20 protein-coding genes are annotated in these 23,748 nt (G+C 29.6%); 2 read left to right on the top strand and 18 right to left on the bottom strand.

Going from position 1 to position 23,748, the window contains the following annotated elements; all coding sequences use genetic code 11:
* Positions 1 to 83: 83 nt before the first annotated feature.
* The 10 genes from psyc5s11_RS25785 to motA form a co-directional block, all read right to left on the bottom strand.
* Positions 84 to 608 (bottom strand): GrdB-related putative oxidoreductase, encoded by a 525-nt coding sequence (locus tag psyc5s11_RS25785; RefSeq protein WP_224035307.1) that lies wholly within the window; start codon positions 606 to 608, stop codon positions 84 to 86.
* 19 nt (positions 609 to 627) lie between these two features.
* Positions 628 to 1,986: a PTS sugar transporter subunit IIC gene (locus tag psyc5s11_RS25790; RefSeq protein WP_224035308.1), complete on the bottom strand. Its 1,359-nt coding sequence runs from the start codon at positions 1,984 to 1,986 to the stop codon at positions 628 to 630.
* Between the two features lie 62 nt (positions 1,987 to 2,048).
* Positions 2,049 to 2,369: a PTS sugar transporter subunit IIB gene (locus psyc5s11_RS25795; protein WP_224035309.1), complete on the bottom strand. Its 321-nt coding sequence runs from the start codon at positions 2,367 to 2,369 to the stop codon at positions 2,049 to 2,051.
* A 52-nt stretch (positions 2,370 to 2,421) separates the two neighbouring features.
* On the bottom strand, positions 2,422 to 2,751 hold the full coding sequence (locus psyc5s11_RS25800; RefSeq protein WP_224035310.1) for a PTS lactose/cellobiose transporter subunit IIA: 330 nt from the start codon (positions 2,749 to 2,751) through the stop codon (positions 2,422 to 2,424).
* A gap of 192 nt (positions 2,752 to 2,943) precedes the next feature.
* Entirely contained in the window at positions 2,944 to 4,860 is a 1,917-nt protein-coding gene (locus tag psyc5s11_RS25805) for a BglG family transcription antiterminator (RefSeq protein WP_224035311.1), read from the bottom strand.
* A gap of 359 nt (positions 4,861 to 5,219) precedes the next feature.
* Positions 5,220 to 6,164: a helix-turn-helix transcriptional regulator gene (locus psyc5s11_RS25810; RefSeq protein ID WP_224035312.1), complete on the bottom strand. Its 945-nt coding sequence runs from the start codon at positions 6,162 to 6,164 to the stop codon at positions 5,220 to 5,222.
* A gap of 53 nt (positions 6,165 to 6,217) precedes the next feature.
* Complete coding sequence (locus psyc5s11_RS25815) at positions 6,218 to 7,102, bottom strand: SPL family radical SAM protein (RefSeq protein ID WP_224035313.1); 885 nt, start codon at positions 7,100 to 7,102, stop codon at positions 6,218 to 6,220.
* Positions 7,103 to 7,202: 100 nt separating this feature from the next.
* Positions 7,203 to 7,661, bottom strand: a complete 459-nt coding sequence (locus tag psyc5s11_RS25820; RefSeq protein ID WP_224035314.1) for a GyrI-like domain-containing protein — start codon at positions 7,659 to 7,661, stop codon at positions 7,203 to 7,205.
* A 558-nt stretch (positions 7,662 to 8,219) separates the two neighbouring features.
* On the bottom strand, positions 8,220 to 8,945 hold the full coding sequence (locus tag psyc5s11_RS25825) for a flagellar motor protein MotB (protein WP_224035315.1): 726 nt from the start codon (positions 8,943 to 8,945) through the stop codon (positions 8,220 to 8,222).
* Positions 8,946 to 8,962: 17 nt separating this feature from the next.
* Entirely contained in the window at positions 8,963 to 9,748 is a 786-nt protein-coding gene (gene motA, locus psyc5s11_RS25830) for a flagellar motor stator protein MotA (RefSeq protein ID WP_224035316.1), read from the bottom strand.
* A 520-nt stretch (positions 9,749 to 10,268) separates the two neighbouring features.
* On the opposite strand from motA, the gene psyc5s11_RS25835 reads away from it, so the two are divergent.
* The gene (locus psyc5s11_RS25835; protein WP_224035317.1) at positions 10,269 to 10,997 is read left to right on the top strand and encodes a DUF421 domain-containing protein; all 729 of its coding nucleotides are present in this window, start codon (positions 10,269 to 10,271) and stop codon (positions 10,995 to 10,997) included.
* Positions 10,998 to 11,011: 14 nt separating this feature from the next.
* Positions 11,012 to 11,377, top strand: coding sequence for a DUF4363 family protein (locus tag psyc5s11_RS25840; RefSeq protein WP_224035318.1), 366 nt, complete (start codon positions 11,012 to 11,014; stop codon positions 11,375 to 11,377).
* 62 nt (positions 11,378 to 11,439) lie between these two features.
* On the opposite strand, the gene psyc5s11_RS25845 is transcribed toward psyc5s11_RS25840, so the two are convergent.
* From psyc5s11_RS25845 to psyc5s11_RS25880, 8 genes are all read right to left on the bottom strand, one after another.
* The gene (locus psyc5s11_RS25845) at positions 11,440 to 11,643 is read right to left on the bottom strand and encodes a DUF1657 domain-containing protein (RefSeq protein ID WP_224035319.1); all 204 of its coding nucleotides are present in this window, start codon (positions 11,641 to 11,643) and stop codon (positions 11,440 to 11,442) included.
* Positions 11,644 to 11,948: 305 nt separating this feature from the next.
* Entirely contained in the window at positions 11,949 to 13,391 is a 1,443-nt protein-coding gene (locus tag psyc5s11_RS25850; RefSeq protein WP_224035320.1) for a glycoside hydrolase family 1 protein, read from the bottom strand.
* Positions 13,392 to 13,659: 268 nt separating this feature from the next.
* Positions 13,660 to 15,024 carry a 23S rRNA (uracil(1939)-C(5))-methyltransferase RlmD gene (gene rlmD, locus psyc5s11_RS25855; RefSeq protein WP_224035321.1) on the bottom strand — a complete coding sequence of 455 codons (1,365 nt, stop codon included), beginning with the start codon at positions 15,022 to 15,024 and terminating at the stop codon, positions 13,660 to 13,662.
* A 599-nt stretch (positions 15,025 to 15,623) separates the two neighbouring features.
* Positions 15,624 to 17,045, bottom strand: a complete 1,422-nt coding sequence (pyk, locus tag psyc5s11_RS25860) for a pyruvate kinase (RefSeq protein WP_224035322.1) — start codon at positions 17,043 to 17,045, stop codon at positions 15,624 to 15,626.
* A 101-nt stretch (positions 17,046 to 17,146) separates the two neighbouring features.
* Positions 17,147 to 18,103: a 6-phosphofructokinase gene (gene pfkA / locus psyc5s11_RS25865; protein WP_224035323.1), complete on the bottom strand. Its 957-nt coding sequence runs from the start codon at positions 18,101 to 18,103 to the stop codon at positions 17,147 to 17,149.
* 460 nt (positions 18,104 to 18,563) lie between these two features.
* Entirely contained in the window at positions 18,564 to 22,145 is a 3,582-nt protein-coding gene (locus psyc5s11_RS25870; protein ID WP_224035324.1) for a DNA polymerase III subunit alpha, read from the bottom strand.
* A gap of 292 nt (positions 22,146 to 22,437) precedes the next feature.
* The gene (locus psyc5s11_RS25875) at positions 22,438 to 23,064 is read right to left on the bottom strand and encodes a hypothetical protein (protein WP_224035325.1); all 627 of its coding nucleotides are present in this window, start codon (positions 23,062 to 23,064) and stop codon (positions 22,438 to 22,440) included.
* On the bottom strand, positions 23,061 to 23,621 hold the full coding sequence (locus tag psyc5s11_RS25880) for a sigma-70 family RNA polymerase sigma factor (RefSeq protein ID WP_224035326.1): 561 nt from the start codon (positions 23,619 to 23,621) through the stop codon (positions 23,061 to 23,063). Before psyc5s11_RS25880 ends, psyc5s11_RS25875 begins: the two co-directional genes overlap by 4 nt.
* Positions 23,622 to 23,748 lie beyond the last annotated feature (127 nt).

Raw genomic sequence — 23,748 nt, forward strand, 5'->3', positions numbered from 1 at the left:
TACTTGTTAAGAAATAGCAGAAACCTAATGGAATCTGCTATTTTGTAGAGGATATAAAATGTTATACTGCTTTTATCATATTTTTAGAAACAATATTCTTTAATCTTTGCTACATTGTCATATTCAACAGCAATAGTCTTTGCTACTAGACAAATATTTTTCAGTGCCTCGTTTAAACCAACTTCACCTTTTTTCGGACATTTCACAATATATATGAGGTCCTTATATTTACTTATTACTTCTTCATTTTCAACGGACATAGCTGCAATTGCAGGTACACTAGTTGAATTATTTATGTCGTACGTAACCTCAGCACACATTTGTGCATATTCCTTATAGCTAAATGCTGGTCCACAAACCACTACATCTGGACGCAGTTTTTGCACCATATCACATAGTTTTTTGCTTACTACCTCTTTATCATTTAAATAGGTTCCATTGCCACAATGCAAGCATGCTACAACCTTTGCACCAATTTGTTTTAGAAAAGGTTCCATCATGATGCTAGGACCAATAGGAACATTTTTCCCGCCCAAAGGCAACATCTTGTCATCTTTTGTTCCCATTCCAGCTTGAATTTGATCATAAATTGTTATTATCTTAAGCATGAATTAATTCTCCTAACTTTTAAAATGTTAAATCATCTAAAGAAATGTTATCGTCATCTGAATTGCTTTCGGCTTCAGCTTCATCAATTAAATATTGTTTATCCATAGTTTTAATGAATGGTAAATAGACAAATATTCCAAGAACTATAAGGAATATTTGAAGCAATGCTCCCTGCCATCCTGATGATAAGAAACCTGAAATAATTGGTGGTGTTGTCCATGGCATAATAACACCATTACAAATTGGAACCATTCCAATCCTCATAGTAATCCATGAAATAATTATATTAATCATAGGTACAAGAATAAATGGAATAGCTATCAAAGGATTTAATACAACTGGAAGTCCAAAAATAATTGGCTCATTTATACCAAATATAGCAGGAATAACTGCTATTTTTCCCAGCTCTTTGATTCGTTTTGATTTACAGAATCCAAACATAGCAACCAATAGAGAAAGTGTTGATCCAGCACCTCCATAAGTAGCAAACAAGTCTTGAAACTGTTGATTTATAATGTGAGGCAAAGGTAACCCTGCTTGCAATGCTTTTAAATTTTCTGCAGATAATGCGTAAAGTATTGGATTAAAAACTGAACCTGTGATGTTTGTCCCATGAATACCAAAGAGCCATAAGACATGTGCAAAGAAATAAACTCCCATCATTGCCCCAAGAGAATCTCCAACTCTTTGCATTGGCAATTGTAAAACTTTATAAATAAAGTCAAAAGCATTTCCCCATGGTGTTAATGAAAAAATAATTCGAATAAAGAAGAATACAATAATTACTCCGGCGATTGGAAATAATGCTGAAAATGACTGTCCAACTGTAGGTGGAACCCCTTTTGGCATCTTGATTGTCCAGCCTTTATTTTCCACCCAGTTGTAAATCTTAACGGATATAAATGCACATATAATTCCTATAAATATGCCTTTTGATCCAACCCAATCTAAAGGTATACTGGCTACTTGAACTGCTGCTGTAGAACCTTCTGGTGTAAAAGCTGTGGTAAATGGCATAAGCATAAACCAACTTAAAATAGCAACAGCTGCTCCAAATATCATATTTACTTTTTCTTGCTTTGCATAATTATAGCCAATACCAATTACAATAAATATTGCCATAATTGAAAAGGTTGCTGCTGTTACATTTGAAAAATAAGATGAAATTGATGTTCCTCCAAGTTTTGTGTTGTTTAGTAAGTCAATCCAAGGTTGAACTGGAAAATTTGAAATAAGCATAAACATTGAACCAACTACTAAAAGTGGCATAGCGAGTAAAAATCCATCACGAATTGCTATAAGATATTTATTATTGCTTATAAGCTTAGCAACTGGCATAAGTTTTGATTCTAACTTATCCATAAAACTCTTTTTCATTTTTAATTTCCTCCATTTCCTTCAATAACGTTAAATTTCACATTATAAATTGGAATAATTTATTAAACACCCTGCTTTATCAATTTTGATGCTAATTTTAAAACATTTGCGCCGTTAATAGTACCATAATCATTGCTATCAATTAACCCCACTGGAGTATTCAATTTATTGTATTTATTTTTAGTTTCCTCATAGGCAAATCTCACCTGAGGGCCTATTAAAATGCAGTCCGGATGATCTTTTTCATAAATATCATCAAGGCTTGCTAGTGAAAACGCTTTCACTTCAACTTGAAGGCCATGAGCATCAGCTAATTTTTGCATATTAGCTGAAAGCAAACTTGTAGACATTCCTGCACTACAAAATAGATAAATTTTCTTCATTAATATCACTTCCTCTCCATTATGAAATTAGATTTTATTATTTAATAAAATTTCAATTAACTTTTTGTTCTAATTTAAGCATTCTTTTAAAGTTATCAATAAATTCCTTCGTTAATATTTCAAACATTTCTGCACTCATAAGCTGATCTTCCGCATGCATAACCAATATTAAGCTATTGGTATTTTCGTCATTCGTGTTCTGCTGAAGCAATTTACTATGTATATCATGTGCCTTCAAAAACTGGCTTTTACCTTCTTTCATTAGTTCTTCTGCTTTTTCAAAGTTTCCCTTCTTAGCTTCTCGTATTGCTTCAATACTGCAAGATCGTGCTATCCCAGCAGCAGAAATTAGCTGAAAACAAACTAATTCTAATCCTTCCATTGTACCCTCCTATTGTTCGTAGTTTAAAATATGCTACTTATAATTTAATTATACATGAATTTGTAACAAATGCTTCCAATGTTTCTTCCTAATGTTAGGAACCTATTTACACAATATAAAAAATGGAAATAAAAAAATCTGCGCATAAACATATTGCCAATATTAATGATTTTTATTTATGCACGGATTCCTTTATTTAATAATCTGATTAATAAATTCATTATAAGTTGTTGTTTTCATAAGTGAAGATAGCTTTTTAGAATCACTTACTATATTACCCAGCCAATCAAAAAAAGTTCTAAGCATTTTTTGCTTTCCTTCCTGAATAGATAATAGCAAAACCAATTTCACTTGAAATTCTCCCCATTGTATTGGTTTTTTTAGCAGCGCAACTGAAATTTTCGATTCTTTACTCATTGCTATGTTTGGATGAGCGATTGCAAAAGAATAAATGAATGATGTAGGGAAAAGTTCTTCCCGTTTTAATACTGCCTCTTTGAAATTCTTCTTAACAGAACCAGAATTATAGAGTTCATCACTCATAAAGCTCAAAACTTTTTTTGGAGTATCCAAATCAAGATCAAAATAAAAAAAGCGAGGTTCCATCATAGTCTTGAAATCACTGATAAAATTCACTTTAAATCTATTACTATCCAGTAAATTTAAAGCTTTAAAAATTTTAATTTTATCTTCTAAGCTCATAAAAATCGAAATCTGTACTGTTAAAATATTCAAATCATGTTCTAATGGTAGAGTAGTCAGAATCAAATCTGGTTTTACCTTAAGTACTTCCTTCTTTTCAAAATAATTAATAAACCCCAAAATTTCTATGCGTTCATGGAATATACTCTCTATTTTTTTTATACACATACTTGACAAAGCTTGATTATTTGGATTCATCATGATTACTCGATATTTATTTTTAGAATTCATCCTTTCAAGAGCACCACCTAAGTGTTGTTCAATAAAGCTTATATCATTTTCGTCAATGGTTATATTTAATTTATCCTCAATTAATTTACCTACTCTAATAGCCATATCGAAAAAAAATGGATATTTATGCTTTAATTCATCCAGATACAAGTTGGAAACATTAATATTTTTCTTTTTTCGTTCAAGAAGTTGCTGAATATGAACACATAATCCTCCCCTTAAATCTTCATCTTTCCTGAGATCAACATCAAATTGAATATATATATCTTCTAATATGTTACTTACCAATTGGTTCGTACTATAATCATAATTCAATAAAAGAGCCCTATCTTTACTATCTTTAATATCAGCTTGTGTTTTTCCAATCAATATGGATGCCAAAATAGTGTTTTCATATTTTTTAAGTTCAATGTTTAATTTTTTCGATACATTTTCAAAAAATTCTTGTGCTATAGAAAATTCTATACTACCAGTAATGTTTTCATTTTTTCCATCTGTTTCTATGTAATTATGGCAAAGTATACGTTCAATTGCCACTCCAATATAAGTCATAATTATTGGAAATTCCATTTCTCTCACGGTGTAATTATATTTTTCAAATATATCCTCTAGTAATTCTTTTACTGCAAGCAGATCGAAATTTGGAAATAGAACAGCTAAAGAATCTAGGTTTAAATAGTTTCCTTTTATTTTTTTCATAAGTAAATTTGCATAAAGTTCTCTTTTATTCTCCTCATTTCCTTCTAAAGATATATAATTCTTATGCCTTACAAGTTTAAGTGTAGGATAAGGTTCCAAGATTTTTTTTATTTCTTTTAAATCGTTTTCCATTGAAGAATCACTAACAAACACTATGTCTTTTACAGAAATTAGATTAAGTTCATTCTTTTTTAACAATAATTCATGAATAATATAAAAACATCTTTGAAAAGATGTTTGTGGAATTATATTTTCTGAATGAATATTTAAATTTGACGATAATTCTTCATTTAAATGATAACCATTTCGAACATTTGATTCGATAAGTATATCTTCATAGTATAAATTTATATATGCAATATCAGACCTTATGGTTCTATCTGACACATTTAAAAACTCAGAAAATTCTTTGCCTATCATCCACTTTTTATTATCTTTAAGTAACATTATAATTTTTTCTTGGCGCTCGTTCAGCAATTTAATCACCTCACACTTATTTTTAATATAACAAAACGTATTACTCTCACTATAAAATTTCTTACTTCATTTTAATTTCTATTGTTATTTCAGTATGCAAAGTTATTTCTTGTTTTTAATTATTTTCCTTACTATGCTTTTAAGTTTGGCATTACTACTAATTGATTAGGCATTGTAAGGGATATTTCATTCTATAATAAAGATTTTCTAAAAGCTTATTCAGATATCTTTGTTGAGTATTAATGACGATTTTCAACTTCTAATGACACTTTATTTAATTTTCATCATAAATTATTCTTGGTTGCTCTTAATATGTTCTTAATTGTGATTCGCACATTTTTTATATGTGCATGCTTTTTTTAATTTAAGTTCCTGGTTACGCTTCGCGCTTTTTTTAATTGTGTATATTTTTTTAATCCTTCTTCAAACTTTATTTTTATAACTTCTCTAACATCTTTTGGCTCTATAACTTCACAATACTCTCCATAAGACAGTACATACCCATAAATCCAATCACCTTCTGGAAAAGTAACAGTTGCATTAAAGCTTCCATCTGAATTTTTCACAATATTTTCTTGTTCAAATTCATCAAAAACTCTATATGCCATTCTTTGATCAATTTTTAAAATTAAAGTGACCATTTTATTTTTATAAGATTTATCACCATCATCCCAAATATAAATTGGAATATCTCTTTTAAAAGTTTCATCTAATAATTTCATATTTCTAATTCGTGTGATTTTAAAAATTCTAAACTCACTCTTAATCCTACAAAAGCCATAGAGGTACCAGTCTTGTCCTTTAAAAACAAGTTTTAATGGTTCAACAGTCCTTAAAGTTTTTTCTCCATAGGAACTAAAGTAGTCAAAATTTATTATTTTAGTACTAAGAATAGCTGTTTTAATGATATTAAACTTTTCTTTTTCACTATCATCACTACCCCACCTAGAAAAATCAACATCAATCCAATTAGTACTTTCTTTATTAAAAATTGTACTAAGTCTTTTTAAAACAGGCTCTACATCCAGGAATTTCATGGCATTTAAGCTTTGAAGGCTCATTAATATTTCATTTTGTTCTTTCTCTGAAAGCACAGATTTATTAAGTACAAAATCATCCATAAGGCTGATTCCTCCACCTTTACCTTTGTTAGTATAAATGGGTATACCTGCAATTGATAGCGTATCAATATCTCTATAAATGGTCCTAACTGACACCTCAAAGCGTTCTGAAAGTTCCTTGGCTGTTATAGTTTTTTTATCTAGTAAAATATATACTATTTCAAATAATCTGTTTATTTGCATTTTTATCACCTAAATTTATTATACATTACAAGATATATTATTAATACTTGCTTTTAAAACATTGAAAGTTGATCGTCTTCATACCCCTTCTTATAAGCATTAATAATATCTTCCATTTTATATAGTATGCCAAAATTATCACATTCTCTTTTAAATACCTTCCATAATTCCTTGGCTCTTTTTGATTTACATTCATAATCATTTTTATACTGCCCTATATATTTTTGCTTAATTCCGGGAAAATTCTCATCAAGCTTTTTAAAATACCAATCTCTTTGGTTTTGTCTTAAAGTCACTCCAAAGGCTGGATATATAAACTTAGCTCCACTTTCATGTGCAAGATTAATTATTCCATTTATATTTTCTTCATTATCTTCTAAAAATGGGAGAACTGGCATAAGCAATACTCCAGCAAAAATCCCGTTATCAGAAAGTTCCTTTATGGCAGAAAATCTCTTTGAGGCTACCACTACATTAGGTTCTATCTTCGTGCAAAGTTCATCATCGCAAGTTGTTACTGTTATCTTAACAAGCACTGGCGAATGACTTTTTATCTTTTTTAATATATCAATGTCTCTTTTTATTAAATCACTTTTCGTAATAATTGAAACACCAAAACCATGCATATTAATAAGTTCTAAGGCACCTCTTGTTAAAGAATATTCTTTTTCAAAGGGATTATAAGGATCACTCATAGCTCCAGTTCCTATTACACCTTTTCTTTTCTTTGATTTAAGTTCCTTATTAATTAATGCAAGGGCATCTTTTTTTGCTCTTACTGTATCAAAATTATCTATTCTATAACATTCGCTACGGCTATCACAATAAATGCATCCATGACAACACCCCTTGTAAATATTCATATTATAATTATTCCCAAACCAAGGACTATTCTCAACATATCCAGATATAATAGTTTTAGCAGATATGAATTCCATTATTAACCTCCCCTACATAAAAATCATTTATTGAACTGTTTATTTTTCTCTATTATAGCAAATTACTTCTATCATAATCATTATACTCAAATTACAATTACTAATTTATTGAGATATAAATATTTATTTCAGCATTATCCATGTCCCCACCGCTTATATATTCCTCAAAATCAGAACTATATTTTCGGTCCAAATCCATTGCCCAAATTTCACCCCAACATTCTGCTACTGCTTTTTGTACATTGCCTTTAGCTACGAATTTTGCATATTTGCCTTCTGCACTTTTTTTCACATCAATTTCACTTGGCATATTTTTATCTTTAGAAATTTCACAGCAAATCATCACATCGTAAGCACCATTAACTTTATCTTCATAATTTGCGTATAAACCAATGCTTCTATCATTTTTCTTGTTTTGAATTGATCCATAAACACCATCTGCAAAAAAATGTCGCCAAGTTTCACCTATAGCTTTTCCCATATTAGGATCATTATTGCTTGTTCTGATTGTAATCCCTGCTACTATTTTTTCTTTTAAATACACTACTTCATAATTCATTTTATATACCCCTTTTCATTAATAATATAATAGTTATTCTCAAAACTTTACTTGAAACTAGAATGTACTATTTTAAAAAGTCATCTTCAAATATAATTTAGATGAACTAAAGTCAGTATATCAATTGTAACTTGACAACAGTATGTCATATTATAATATATTATTTATATCTTAAGTTCTTTATAAAAATCTCTTAAGTACCACAGGTCATTTATTTGAATGCAAATTACACGACTACGCATATTTAAATTCAAATTGCATAAGTATATGATTATAATTTTTAATTCTAAAAAATGATTCCACTACATTTTATTTACAATCCTAAACAAGCAAAAAAGCACTCAATTAACTTAAACTCTACCCTGCATAATCAGCAGAATACTGTTCATTTAAATTGAATGCTTTCCATAATCGTTATATATATTTTAATTGGTTTTCTACAATTACAGTACTAATTATTAAAAAAATCGCGTAGTGACTTCATCCTAAATTATCAATTGTACATTATTAATTCTTAATTGCAATATATATATAATTAAAAATTTTCTATTTATCCTATCAATTTGACTTTTCTTGTGCAGTTTGTGGATACTTTCTAATTACAATGATTTCTACTCTTCTATTTTTAGCTCTACCTGCCTCTGTGGTATTCTCAAATTTAGGCATATATTCACCGTAAGCTTGAATAGATACTTTATCAGCGCTAATTTCCCCTGAAGCAACCATAAAATTCATTACATTTATAGCTCTCATTGCGCTTAATTCCCAGTTAGATCGGAATTTATCATTCTTAATAGGTACATTATCAGTATAGCCTACAACCTTAACTTTATTCTCTAAGCCTTGAAGCAGATTTGAAATTTGTACAAGTAATGGTGATAAATTATTTTTAACCTCTGCCTCAGCTGTATTAAAAAGCACAACATCTTGTATTGAAATTTCTAATCCCTCACCGTTAAGAGCAACCTTAACCTTATCAGAATAACCCTCTTTTGTAATTTCTGCCTCTAACATTTTCTTTACTTCAGTCATCTTGTCATCCTCAGCTTGTCCTGGTGAAACCTCCATAGAGATAACTGAATTACCATCGCGTTGCATTACCCCACTACCACCTGCAAAAATAATATTAAATTGTTGGCTCATTGCATTAAATTTTGCTGCATCGGTTTGACCCATAGCAAACATAACAATAAATAGTGCCAATAGGAGTGTTAACATATCTGAATATGGAAGAAGCCACGCTTCATCAACATGCTCTTCATGATGTTCTTTTTTCTTTCTCATCATTATTCTCCTTTAAATTAGTTTTCTTTATTGTTTTCTTCAAATCTTGCTCTTTTGCTAGGTTCTATCATCCCTACTAGTTTTCTTTCAATACTCTTTGGATTGTTCCCTGCTTGAATAGCTAAAATTCCTTCAAGCATAATATTCATACTTGTTACTTCTTCTAAAGATTTTCTTTTTAATCTGTTTGAAAATGGATGCCAAATTAAATATCCAGTAAAAATACCATAAACTGTTGCAACGAAAGCTGACTTTATACTTTCCCCAAGTTTTTCAATATCATTAAGATTTCCAAGAGCACCAATTAGTCCAATAACAGCTCCTAAAACTCCAAGGGTTGGAGCTGTACCTCCCGCTGATGAAAAGGCTGTAATACCAAGCCTATGTCTTTCTTCCATACTCTCAATTTCTATTTCTAATACTTCTTTTATAAGGTCTGGCTCTAGACCATCGACCACCATCTCTAATCCTTTTTTCAAGAATTTGCTTTCTAGTCCATTTATAGTACTTTCAAGAGATAGCAATCCATCTCTTCTAGTTGTTTGAGCCATTTCTACAAGTTGCACAATAATTTCACTAGGATCTTGTTGATTCTTATTACTAAAAAGAACCCCAAAAACTTTACCCAATTTCATAAACTCACCTTTTGGGAAAGAATTCATCAATCCAATTACAGTACCCCCAAGAATTACCATTATTGCTTCAACGCTTAATAGTACCGCAAGACTAGCCCCTTTTTCTAGCATAGCTGCAACTACAATTATTAGACCACCAATAAGACCTATAACCAAAAATATATCCATGTTTGTCCCCTTTCTAATATGTACCTTAACTGAATTTGAATTAATTTATTTAATATTTTAAGTCTTCACATTTTATAATAGTTTTCCCTTTTGCTTTTCACATGGCTTTAAGTTCTCAATTAATACATAATACTTCATTTTTCACATTATTGATCGTAAATTTCTAATATAAATATAATACCATAATTAATTGCCATTTTAACATTTAATTCCAATATATATCTGAATAAGATTCTTGACTTTTTTCTGTTTTATAAGAAAATCCCCTAATATCACCTTTAATCTCATATATATATCAATTATATTTATTTTCATTAATAATTCCTTCAAATTCGATATATTAAAATTATAACATTGTAGCATTAATTATTCTATAAATATATGTAATCTTATATAGTATAAAATTTACTTTAAGTTAAATAATAACTATATATATTAGGCATATTCAAAAAAATAACAAGTTCCCACTATAGTCTATTTTATTTGAAATGCTTTATTTAAGATAAGGAGGTATAAAAAATTGAATGAAGGATTAGTAGTTTTTGTGCGTTCTATTATTGGATTCTTTTCTTTACTTATTTTTGCGAAGATATTAGGGAAACAACAAATAAGCCAATTAAGTTTTTTCGATTATGTACTTGGAATAACAATTGGATCTATTGCTGCAACTCTTACTACAGACTTATCCAGTAGAGCTTGGCCTCATTTTATCGGGCTTTTCACTTGGGCTCTACTTGGATATTTAATGGAATCCATTACTTTAAAATGGCGATATGCTTCAAAATATATAGATGGAGAACCCACTATTATCATCATGAATGGCAAAATAATGGAGAATGCATTACGAAAAATGAAATACAAAATCTCTGATATTATGGGGTTACTAAGAAATAAAGATGTTTTTGATTTGTCACAGGTAGATTTTGCAATTATCGAAACAAATGGCCAACTCTCTGTACTAAAAAAGCCAGACTATGAACCTTTAACACCTAAAGATATGAGTATTCTTAAAGCACCAACTGGTATCAGTACAGAACTTATTTATGATGGAATCCTTATAGATGAAAATCTAAGGCAACTTAACAAAACCAAAAAATGGATTATGGATCAGTTGAAAATGCAAGAAATTAAAGACGTTTCAGAAGTATTTCTTGCAACATTAACACCTTCTGGTTCCTTGTATGTAGATAAATATGATGATCACATAAAAAAGATAACTGATATCGGTGATTTTAAAGGACCATATTAAGGAGGAAAATTATTATGAGAAAATTTTTAGTTATAACTATCCCCATAGTGACATTAGCTTTTTTTGTATTAATTATGCTTAGTAGTAGTATTTTAAAAGGATCTCTAGGAAAAGATGATAATATTCCTGAATCAATCGAATTGATTATTCAGGATGTAGAATCTGAAAACTGGGAAAGTGCTAGTGATAAGACAGAGAATTTATCAAATGTATGGGAGAAAGTAGTTAAAAGAATACAATTCAGTTCCGAAAGAGATGAGATAAATTCGTTTGATACAAGTATAGCTCGTCTTCGTGGTGCTATAATGGCAAAAGATAAATCTTCTTCATTTATGCAATTAAATGAAGCTTATGAACATTGGGAGGGATTAGGAAAATAAACCTTAAATTAGTGGAGGGAGTCATTGATATTTGTCTCAATGACTCCCTCTACTAATATTAATTATTTATTGTATTGAGGTTCTTCTTGTTTCACAAAGTCAAATCTTGATTGAAGTGTTTGTGATACGTTTTCCATTGTGTTTGAAAGTTGACAAAACATTTGTTTTGCTTCTTGATTATCTGTATCTAAAGAAAATGTCTTCATATCAGAAGCTAATCCTTTAGCACTAGCTAATGCTGTTTCAAGTTTTGTTCCTGTTGGCATAATAATTCCTTCTTTCTATTTTTTATTGCAACTATATTTTGCTCATAACTAATTTAAATATTCTATTTATTCATAATGTAATATATTCCTTCTTATTAGTTCTTTTCTTAGAATTCATTTTTACAATTACACTTTAAATTTCTTTATCATCTCACTTAAATTACTTGCAAGCTTTCTTACTTCTTTTAATTTAAGTTGCAAAAAACTCTTGGATTACTCCAAAAGGTTTTATAGATTTCAGCATATATATTTTAAAATTTAAAGGAGTCATTGATACTATTATCAATGACTCCTTTAAATTTAAACTATAGTTCTTCACCATTAGTCTTTATTACATTTTGATACCAATAGAAGCTATCCTTCTTGTAACGATCCATTGATGCTCCTTCTTCTTCTTCACGGTCTACATAAATGAAACCATAACGTTTTTGATATCCATTTAACCAGCTTAATAGATCTGTTATTGACCATGTGCAGTATGCAAGTACTTCACAGCCTTCATTAACAGCTTCCTTTAATTCTTCTATATGGGCCTTTAGATATGCTATACGATAATCATCATGAATCTTATTATCTTCAGTCTTCTTATCAAATGCTCCGAGTCCATTTTCAGAAATAACTATTGGTAAATCATATCTGCTTGTGACAGTTCTACAGCACATTCTTATTCCCATAGGATCAATAGTCCAATCCCAATCTGTAGTTTTCAAGTGTGGATTAGCTGGGTTCTTGTATAATCCAGGTGTTCCACTAACTTGTGCTGTACCCTTTTTACCCGAAGTATTCATTTCAGCCATTCCAACACCATCTATTGGATTGTATTCAACAACTGCTGTTTGATAGTAGTTTATTCCCATAAAGTCAACTTGTGAAGCTGATTTCATAAGTTCAGCATCACCATCTTCAAACTTTGGTGCAACGCCTTGTGATTCCAAATACTTAAAGGCTGCTTTTGGATAACGTCCATATGCATAAACATCCATCCACCAGAATGATCTTAAATCATCATAATCCGCCTTTGCCATATTGTTTATAGGTGAACAATCAATTGGATAAGATGGTGAAAATGCAAAACTTGCACCAATTTTCCCATCTGGGATTATCTTTTTAAATGCAAGTACTGCTTTAGCATGAGCTATATTTGCATGATGGTTTACTTGATAAAACATCTTTAAATCATTCTTCTTGCCTGGTGGGTGTGTTGCCATCATCCATCCATGTTCTGTAAATACATTTTGTTCATTTAAAGTTATCCAATACTTAACTTTACCTTTATAACGTTCAAATAGAGTAATTGCATAATTTTCATAATCATCAATTATATTTCTACTTTCCCATCCGCTATATTCTTCTTGAAGAGCTTGTGGTAGATCCCAGTGATAAATTGTAACCATTGGTTCAATTCCATATTTTAAACATTCATCAATTACATCATCATAGAATTGTAAGCCTTTTTCATTAACTTCGCCTTTGCCTTTTGGATAAATTCTTGACCAAGAAATTGAAAATCTATAACTCTTTAATCCCATTTCTGCCATTAAAGCAATATCTTCTTTAAAACGATGATAATGGTCAACTGCTACATCACCTGTTGTAGCTTTAAATGTTTTTCCAGGAATCCTTACAAATTCATCCCAGTTACTTCTTCCTTTTCCCTCTTCTTCAGCAGCACCCTCTACTTGATACGCTGCAGATGCACTCCCCCATAGAAAATCCTTTTGGAATCCATGCTTGTCTTTAAAATACATTCCTCATCCTCCTAACAATATTTCTTATTTCCTTTTAATTAAATTTCGTATCCATTTAAGATAAGAAATTACGCCTAATTATTAACAACTTTATAAGTCTAGATTATCATATAACCATTAACTTTGTCTATATCATTTGAATTTTTATGTTATAACTTTTCATGTTATAACTTATTGTTTTAAAATATTTTAATACAACATAAAATGCCTTGGTTCTAGAATCTCAATTCTATCTACCAACGCATTAAATATGTTGTCATAATAATTTCTACTTGTGATATAGCACAGCCACTGTCTCCACATGTTTGGTCATAGAAAACATATCAACCGGCTGTACTTCTACAGTCTCATATCCCAACTCATTCAAATGTTTTAAATCCCTTGCTAAAGTACTTGGATCACAAGATACATATACTACTCGTTTAGGCTTTGCTTCTCCTATTGCATCTAGTAATTTAGCTTCACACCCTTTTCTTGGTGGATCTACTACTATTACATCTGGCTTAACTCCATCATTTATTAATTGAGGAATTATCTTTTCTGCTTTACCTACATAAAATTCAGAATTAGCTATTTCATTTTGCTTTGCATTAACTTTTGCATTTTCAATTGCTTGTTCTAAAATTTCTACTCCATAAACTTTTCTAGCCTTTTGAGATAAAAATAGTGTTATTGTACCTGTACCACAATAAGCATCAAATACAACCTCATTTCCACTTAAATTAGCATATTCTAAAGCCTTATTATAAAGGGCTTCTGTTTGCATTGGGTTTACTTGAAAGAATGATAAAGGAGATATGTTGAACTTATATTCCCCTATGTAATCACATATATAATCTTCTCCCCATAACGTAACACATTTATCACCAAGGACTAAATTAGTATCTACAGAATTTATATTTTGAATTACACTCTTTAAATTATTAACTTCCTTATTCAAATCATTTATTAATTCATCTCTATTGGGAATTTCTTTTTCTGTAGTAACTAATACAACCATAACTTCATTAGTCCTAAAGCCTTTTCTAACCATTATATTTCTAATCAAGCCTTGCTCATAAAATATTCCATCTTTTTTAGCTGGTATTATTGAATACTTTTCAATCCAAGCTCTTATGACTCTTACAATTTTATCAGATTCTTCATCTTGAAGTAGACAAGTATCCATATTGATTATTTCATGAGTTTTTTCACTAAAAAATCCTATTGCAAGTTTATCCTCCACTAATCCAACAGAATATATAACTTTATTTCTGTATCTATATTCCTTTTTCATTCCTAGTGGATATTTTACGATTTTTTCATCTAATCCTGCAATTTTCTTTACACAATCTTTTACTCTATCAAACTTAAAATCTAATTGTCCTTCATAATTTAAATGGATTAAAGTACAACCACCACATTTTTTATAATTATCACATTCAGGCTCTTTTCTTTCATTTGATTTTTCTATTATTTCTATAAGCTTTCCATAAGCATACTTTTTTTTAGCCTTAATTATTTCTATTCTTACCTTTTCACCCTTTAATGCTCCTGGTATAAATATTGGATATCTATCTATTTTAGCAACACCTTCACCTTCATAACCTAATGATTCAATATTCACAATATATTCTTTATTATTTTCTAACACACACACACATCCTTCGTTAATTTTACATTTATGTTAACTATTTTCTTATTCTTTACGCCTTTAGCCAGACTTTTAGGCATATGAAAATAAATAACAAGTCCAAAGTTGCCATGAATATTTTTCATCAGGCAAGAAGACGAATTGCCCTCATAGCAGGCCTATTAGGTCAATTTGCCGACGCAGCATGATGGGAAATAGGCTGGCAAATGGACTTGTTATTTTTTTGATTATGCCTTATTCCCATGCAATGAATTATATCATAATTAACTCAGTTATCATTACTTAAAAGTAATTTACTCTTTGATTACTATTTATAACATTTCTATATATAGTTTATAAAATAAAAAGAGCACCTTTCGGTGCTAATACAGAATCAGTTGCCATTTAATTCCATAGTCATTTAATAAGTATTTCTCATTAAGAGTAATAATATACATTATATATTAAATATTGCCTATATAAATGTTAATTTTTTGTTAACATTTATATAGGCAATAAAATGTATAATTAGATTTTCAGTTCAGACTATATATCAAAAAGAGACTTCAGTAAAATAATTACTAAAGTCTCTATGTATATTAAAAAATTATGTTTTTAAATTATTTTACAACGCTAACCTTTAATAGGTTTGTTGCTCCAATTTCATTAACAGGTACTCCAGCTGCAAGTACTACTGTATCTCCTGATTTAACATATTCATACATTTTAGCAGTTTGAACTGATTTTTCTAACATTTCATCAGTTGATACCATCTTATCTGCTACTATTGGATATACACCCCATGAGAATGCTAATTGCTTAGCAACTACTTCATCTGAAGTAACAGCTATAATTGCACAATCTGGTCTACATTGAGAAATTCTTCTTGCAGTAGCACCAGTTTGAGTTGATGATATAATAGCTTCTGCTTGTAATTCACTAGCTGCATTACATGCTGCTCTTGAGATTACTCCTGATATAGCTGGTGTATGAGATTTAGCAGTTGAAACAGCAACTGTATAAGTTAATTGCTTTTCAGCTTCTTCTGCAATTTTAGCCATTGTAGCTACTGCTTCTACTGGATAGTCTCCATTAGCACTTTCTCCTGATAACATGATTGCATCAGTACCATCAATTATTGCGTTAGCAACGTCTGAAACTTCTGCTCTTGTTGGTCTTGGGTTTCTCATCATAGAATCTAACATTTGAGTTGCAGTTACAACTGGTTTTCCAGCCGCATTACATTTTTGAATCATCATCTTTTGAACTGTAGGTACTTGTTCTATTGGAATTTCAACTCCTAGGTCTCCTCTTGCTACCATTAAAAGATCTGAAGCTTCTAAGATTTCATCGATGTTATCAACACCTTCTTGGTTTTCGATTTTAGAACAAATTAATATTCTTTCTCCACCATTTGCATCAAGTATTTCTCTAATAGTCTTTACATCAGATGCTTTTCTTATAAATGAAGCCGCGATCATAGTAACTCCAACTCCACAACCAAATATTAAATCTGATTTATCTTTTTCAGTAAGAGCTGGTAATTTAATAGATACTCCTGGTACGTTAACTCCCTTATGAGTTCCAACGAATCCAGTATTTTGAACTTCACACTTTATAGCATTTCCTGAAACAGATTTAACAGTTAATCCAACTAAACCGTCATCTATTAAAATAGTATTTCCTGGTTTAACATCATTAGCTAATCCTTCATATGTAACAGCACATTTAGTTGCATCTCCAACTATTTCCATATCTCCTGCATATACAGTAAATTCTGTACCTTTAATTAATTCAAGTTTCTTTGGTTCAAACTTTCCTGTTCTGATTTCTGGTCCTTTAGTATCAAGGATTATTGCAATTTCTCTGTTAAGTTTCTTTGATAATTCCTTAACCTTTGCAATTCTTCCACCATGTTCTTCATGATCACCATGTGAAAAATTATGTCTTGAAGCATTCATTCCTGCTAACATTATTTTTTCTAATATTTCCATATCCTCACTTGCTGGGCCAATTGTACAAATCATTTTAGTTTTTCTCATTAAACTAACACTCCTCTTTTTTTGATTAGGCACATTATTAAATGTGTCTCTATTTATAAATTTTATATAAATAAACTATATTATTATTATAACCTTTATTATTATGATAATACTTGGGCAATATCATATAATTCTTTATCAAAAACGCTTTCTATGTCTAACGCTTCATCTATATCTTGATCTATAATCTTGTTACCCTTAATTCCTATTACTTTTGAAGTTTTTCCTTCTATTAATACTTCAATAGCCTTTGCTCCCATTTTTGAAGCTAAAACTCTATCTGTAGCTGAAGGGCTACCACCTCTTTGAATGTGACCTAAAATTGTTGCTCTTGCTTCAATTCCTGTTACTTCTTCAACATATTTTGCAAGTTCGAATGCTCCACCAATTCCTTCTGCAAGGATTATTAAGTTATGCATTTTTCCTTTGTTTTTACCTTCTAAAATAGTTCTGCAAAGCATATCCTTGTCAAATTCTATTTCTGGAATTATGACTGATTCTGCTCCACCACAGATACCTGCATATAAAGATAAATCTCCACAATCTCTTCCCATGACTTCTACTATAGAAACTCTTTCATGAGAAGTTGACGTATCTCTGATTTTATTTATAGCATCTACTACAGTATTTAATGCTGTATCAAATCCTATAGTAAAATCAGTATAAGCTAAGTCATTATCAATTGTTCCTGGTAAACCAATTGTTTTGATTCCAAGTTTTGATAATAATTTTGCTCCCATAAATGAGCCGTCTCCACCTATAACTACTAAAGCTTCCACACCATAGGCTTGTAATATTTTAGCAGCTTTTTTTCTTACTTCTTCATCTTTGAATTCAGGACATCTAGCAGTTCTTAAAATTGTTCCACCTCTTTGAATTATATCAGATACTGAATTTCTATCCATGCTGAATAATTCTCCGTTGATAAGTCCACTATACCCTCTTTGCACTCCCATAACTTCAATTCCATTATGAATTGCAGTCCTTACTACCGCTCTAATTGCAGCATTCATTCCTGGTGCATCTCCACCACTTGTTAACACAGCTATCTTTTTCATAATATATATTTCCTCCTTAAATACTACGGGACATTTTTAGCCCCCCTTGTACATAATATAACCATAATTCATTAACCAACAATTATTGTACATAAAATTCTATCAATTATCAATCATATTTGACCAATTTCTGATATTATTCTAAAATAAATATCATAATTTCATAATAAGTTTTATATAATTCATCTTCTTCTAATTATTCAATTTATTTTACTATTCCACATATTTCGCCATTTGTAAGCTCATTTATATAGTTAACATACATTTTTAATCAAGATACTCGATGCATTTAATGTACTAATTCTTTTATAACTATATATTAAACTTTAATTTGCCTTCTCTATTATACCCAATAATCGATTGATTTATATAAATTAATATAATTTTTGCAATATTAATTTTTGTAATATTTTTCATTTACATATTTGATAATTTTAAAGCCCTAACTTGCTGTCAATTGTTAAAGTCCTTCTTGTATTTTTACATTTTCTTCGCCTAAATTTTCTTTTAGCAAATTTATTACATCACTATCTAGTGAAATCCACCTATCTCGTGGTACCCTAAACTTTTGTTTTTCTTTACTTGCAAATATATAAATAGGTGTATCTCCAATATATTCTTTTATTAATAAATCTTTAAGCTTTTTACTAAGCTCTTTCGCTTCTACCGAATTCTCTACTCTTAAATATACTTTTGAATTATCTATTTTTTCTAAAGGTTCTATCGTTTCACATATAAGTTTAGGTGGTTCATCTTCTTTTAAACTTAATCTCCCCTTTATTATAACTAAACTATCCGTTACGCATAATTCTTTAACTTTATCTAATGTTTTAGGGAATACTATTACTTCAATTGTTCCTGTTAAATCTTCAAGTTTTAAAAATGCCATTATTGTATTATTCCTAGTTACTTTTTGATTAACTACTGCAAGTATTCCCCCAAGAATTACTCTATCATTGTCTTGCAGAGTATCTGCCCCTGCAAATATAGCAACTTCAGCCATCTCATTTTCTAATGTTTCATCAAGGGTTTCTTGAACTAAAAATATCTTAGATATTTCATTTGAAGTTTGCATTTTTAAAGTTTGAGCATAATCATCTAAAGGATGTCCTGTAATATAAAGTCCCGTCATTTCTTTTTCCATAGCTAATAAATTTCTTTTATTAAATTCTTTTATATTAGGATACTTAACCTCTGGATTTTTTAATTCTTCAGTTGCAAATAAACTTATTTGTCCATCAATATTTCTTTTCTTATCACTTGATATATTTTCAATCATTTTTTCATGAACTGCTAGCATTTTTGATCTAAAAACTTTAAACTCATCTAAAGCGCCAGCCTTTATTAAACATTCAACTGCACGTTTATTTATTGTTGATGGTTCCATCTTATTTATAAAGTCTACTAAAGATTCAAATTCACCTTTGTCTTTTCTTGCCTTTACAATACTATCTACAACATTAGCTCCTACATTTTTAATAGCTGCTAAACCAAATATAATTTTATCACCCTTAACTGTAAATCTTGAAAAACTCTCATTTATGTTAGGTGGCAATACTTGTATACCTAATTCTTCTGCTATTGCAATGTAATAAGCTACCTTTTCATTTATTCCCATAATTGAATTAAGCATAGCTGCAATCATTTCTACAGGATAATATTTCATAATGTATGCTGTTTGATAACCTACAACTGCATATGCTGCTGCATGTGATTTATTAAAAGCATAAGATGCAAAATCCATCATAGAATCAAAAATCTTGTTTGCTGCATCCTCTGTAATTCCATTTCTTATACATCCTGGAACTACTACTTCATCATTTTCAACAATACCATGAATGAAATTTTGTCTTTCTTCTTCCATGACTTTATGTTTTTTCTTAGACATGGCTCTTCTAACCATATCACTTCTGCCCATAGAATATCCTGCTAAATCTCTAACAGCTTGCATTACTTGTTCTTGATACACCAAACATCCATAAGTTACCTTTAATATTGGTTCTAATTCTTTAGTTAGATAAGTAACTTTTTCTGGATTTCTCTTTCCATCTATGTACCTTGGTATTTCAGCCATAGGACCTGGTCTATATAGTGAAATACCTGCAATTATGTCTTCTATATTATCTGGTCTTAATTCCTTCATAAAAGATGTCATACCAGCTGATTCTAATTGGAATACTCCTGCTGTTTTACCTTCACCAATCATTTTATAAACTTCTTTATCAGTAAAATCTATCTTATCAAGATCTATATCAATGTTTCTATTTTGTTTAACCATATTAATAGCATCATTCATAACAGTTAAAGTTCTAAGACCTAAGAAGTCCATCTTTAATAGCCCAAGCTCTTCTAAAGTTCCCATTCCAAATTGAGTTACTATCATTTCATCATTTTTTTGTAGTGGTACATACTCAACTAGTGGTCTTGATGCAATAACAACACCTGCTGCATGGGTTGAAGAATGCCTTGGTAGTCCTTCTAAGTCCTTTGCAACATCTATTAAGGTTTTTACTCTTTCCTCATTGTCATAAGCTAATTTTAGCTCTGGATTCATTTCTAATGACTTTTCTATAGTTATGCCTAACATGGTCGGTATCATCTTAGCAATTCTATCAACTTCTGAATAACTATAGTTCATAGCTCTTCCTACATCTCTTATGCATACTCTAGGAGCCATTGTACCAAAGGTTATTATCTGTGAAACATTACTTGATCCATATTTCTCTACAACATAATCAATTACTTCTTGTCTTCTTTCATAACAGAAGTCGCTATCAATATCAGGCATAGATACTCTCTCTGGATTTAAAAAACGCTCAAATATCAAATTATACTTTATAGGATCTATCTTAGTAATTCCTAAAGTAAAAGCTACTATTGACCCTGCTGCCGAACCTCTACCAGGTCCTGTTGGGATTCCACTTTCATAAGAAAATCTAATAAAATCCCAAACAATTAAAAAATAATCAATATAACCCATTTGTTTTATAACGTCAAGCTCATATTCCAATCTATCTATATATTCTTTTGCTTTCTCGCTACCATCTTTTATCTTATCTATTTGTTCATAATTTAAAGGCTTTCCGACTAGTCCTTCAAAAACATCATACCTATCTATAAGCCCTTTATAGCAAGTATCCCTAAGATATTCATATGGATCTTGCCCTTCTTCTAATGGAAATTTAGGCAATTTAGATTCATGAAACTTATACTCATAATTACATTGTTCTGCAATTTTAATTGTATTTTCTAAAGCTTCTGGTACATATGAAAAAATATCCCACATTTCTTCAGCACTTTTAAAATAAAATTGATCTGAAGGATATCTTCTTCTATTAGGATCATCTATAGTTTTAGCTGTTTGTATACACATTAGCACATCATGAGACTTAGAATCTTCTTTATTTATATAATGGACGTCATTAGTAGCAACTAATGGTATCCCTGTTTCCTTAGCCAATTTTATATTTTCTTCATTTACCTTTTTTTGTTCTTCCATTCCATGATTTTGTACTTCAAGATAAAAATCACCATTAAATATATCTTTATATATTAAAGCTGCTTCTTTAGCTTTTTCATAATTTCCTTTAAGGTGATAAGATTGTACTTCGCCACCTAAACATGCACTTAAGGCAATTAATCCTTCACTATGCTTTCTTAAATAATCATGATCAACTCTTGGCTTATAATAAAATCCTTCAATTGATGCTGCTGATACTATCTTCATCAAATTTTCATATCCAATTTGGTTTTTAACTAACAATACCAAATGATAAGTTGAATTTTCTTTATCTGGCTGTTTAATATGCATAGATTTTGGTACTACATATACTTCACAACCTAATATTGGCTTTATTTCATTTTCTTTTGCAGCCTTAAAAAAGTCTACAAGTCCATACATAACACCATGATCTGTTATTGCTATACTCTTCATTCCTAATTCTTTAGCTTTTTTCATAAGATTTTTAATTTTGCCTGATCCATCTAATAAACTATATTCCGTATGAAGATGTAGATGCACAAATTCCTTTTCGTTCTCCATATAAATCCTCCTTTCCTTATTATAATTATATATCAATAAGTTCCTTGAAATTGTCTGCTTTTTTTATTATAACAATCTAAAGCTCTTTTTTATATAATTTTATATAAAAAAACAGCAACTGAATTATGCTTATTCATAATCAACTGCTATTTAAATTTATTTTTGGGTTTCTCTATACTTTAATATTACATTTTTATTAATTTATTCTATTTTTTAATACTAATTATATTATATCCTGATTTCATCAGTTTTAAAACATTTTTATTAATTGTCTATATAGATGCTTAAAATCCTAATTAGTTAAAATAAAAATAATAATTAGAATCATAGGTACAATACCAACAAGAAGAACATATAAATACCCTGTTCCTACACCTGCCTTCAGAACTTTGTTATTAAATTTCTTATCAATAACAATATTGGCTTTATCACTTATAGAATTTATTATTAAATCATATCGGATATTATTATATTCAATTATGGTTTTTTTATTATCACCATCTACTATTAAATAGAACATCCCCTTTTTCTTAACTAAATGTACTTCGTGACTTATTTCATAATGTTTTGAATACTGCCATCCCATTGTAACTTCTACTAAAATCATTTTCATATTTGTTTTTATCAAGATTGTTTTAGTATTCCATCCAAATATAGGATTAGCTACATCTGAAGCTACTACTGACGCAGCAACTCCTATCCTAGCAGAATCTATTGAATAATTTCTACCTACACAATGAAATTCTATAATTTCACTTTCTTGTAAATCCTGTTTTACTAAATTTAATATTTTCCGTATTTGTATTCTAGAAAAGGTATTATCACATTTACTTTTAATATTTTCTAATATTTTTTTATCTACCTCAACTCTATCTATTTCTTCCATTTCTTCTTGTGAGATATAGTCATCCTTATTCATAAAAAAACCTCCTCACTATTATGGTTACTATCCCATAATTTTCTAAATTTTTCTTTTACTCTACTAAGCCTTTTATATAGCAAAGTTTCACTTATAAAATAATATTCACATAACTCTTTTGTTGATAAATCTAATATGTATTTATTAACAAATAATTCCCTTTCATTATCATTAAATTTATTAATAACATCATTAATTTCTTTTCCCAGCTCATTATTTATATAATTATCTTCTATATTAAATTCAACTTGAAGTGTTTCATTAATTTCAGTTTCTCTTGATAATTTCTTTAATTTTCTTTTATAATCTAGCGCCTTGTTTTTTGCTATCGTCATAACCCAAGTTCTAAATGAAGATTCAAATTTAAAGTTATCACATTTATCAAATATTTTTATTACCACATCATCAAAACATTCCTCAATATATTCTTTTTCTTCCGGATCCCTCAGCACATAAGATATAGTTTTCAATATATCTATTGAATATTTATCCATAAACTCATTGAATGACTGTTTATCTTTTTTAATTAAGTTTTCTACCAATTCTTCATCATTCATAGATATCACCCCTTTATTATTTTCCTCTTATACTATAATAGACGTTTTCAAATATACTTTTCTGACATTAATTTGTAAATATTTTCACTATACATATTCCCCCTAAAGAAGTATGCTAATTTCACAC

The sequence above is a fragment of the Clostridium gelidum genome (genome assembly GCF_019977655.1).
GTDB lineage: Bacteria > Bacillota > Clostridia > Clostridiales > Clostridiaceae > Clostridium > Clostridium gelidum.

Coding starts and splice junctions, on each gene's coding strand:
- motA (WP_224035316.1), bottom strand. CDS start 9,748: ATGGATATATTTTTGGTTATAGGTCTTATTGGTGGTCTAATAATTGTA.
- psyc5s11_RS25825 (WP_224035315.1), bottom strand. CDS start 8,945: ATGAGAAAGAAAAAAGAACATCATGAAGAGCATGTTGATGAAGCGTGG.
- pfkA (WP_224035323.1), bottom strand. CDS start 18,103: ATGAAAAAGATAGCTGTGTTAACAAGTGGTGGAGATGCACCAGGAATG.
- psyc5s11_RS25875 (WP_224035325.1), bottom strand. CDS start 23,064: ATGAATAAGGATGACTATATCTCACAAGAAGAAATGGAAGAAATAGAT.
- psyc5s11_RS25850 (WP_224035320.1), bottom strand. CDS start 13,391: ATGTATTTTAAAGACAAGCATGGATTCCAAAAGGATTTTCTATGGGGG.
- psyc5s11_RS25840 (WP_224035318.1), top strand. CDS start 11,012: ATGAGAAAATTTTTAGTTATAACTATCCCCATAGTGACATTAGCTTTT.
- psyc5s11_RS25820 (WP_224035314.1), bottom strand. CDS start 7,661: ATGAATTATGAAGTAGTGTATTTAAAAGAAAAAATAGTAGCAGGGATT.
- psyc5s11_RS25880 (WP_224035326.1), bottom strand. CDS start 23,621: ATGAATGATGAAGAATTGGTAGAAAACTTAATTAAAAAAGATAAACAG.
- psyc5s11_RS25790 (WP_224035308.1), bottom strand. CDS start 1,986: ATGAAAAAGAGTTTTATGGATAAGTTAGAATCAAAACTTATGCCAGTT.
- psyc5s11_RS25785 (WP_224035307.1), bottom strand. CDS start 608: ATGCTTAAGATAATAACAATTTATGATCAAATTCAAGCTGGAATGGGA.
- psyc5s11_RS25810 (WP_224035312.1), bottom strand. CDS start 6,164: ATGCAAATAAACAGATTATTTGAAATAGTATATATTTTACTAGATAAA.
- pyk (WP_224035322.1), bottom strand. CDS start 17,045: ATGAGAAAAACTAAAATGATTTGTACAATTGGCCCAGCAAGTGAGGAT.
- psyc5s11_RS25815 (WP_224035313.1), bottom strand. CDS start 7,102: ATGGAATTCATATCTGCTAAAACTATTATATCTGGATATGTTGAGAAT.
- psyc5s11_RS25870 (WP_224035324.1), bottom strand. CDS start 22,145: ATGGAGAACGAAAAGGAATTTGTGCATCTACATCTTCATACGGAATAT.
- psyc5s11_RS25795 (WP_224035309.1), bottom strand. CDS start 2,369: ATGAAGAAAATTTATCTATTTTGTAGTGCAGGAATGTCTACAAGTTTG.
- psyc5s11_RS25845 (WP_224035319.1), bottom strand. CDS start 11,643: ATGCCAACAGGAACAAAACTTGAAACAGCATTAGCTAGTGCTAAAGGA.
- psyc5s11_RS25800 (WP_224035310.1), bottom strand. CDS start 2,751: ATGGAAGGATTAGAATTAGTTTGTTTTCAGCTAATTTCTGCTGCTGGG.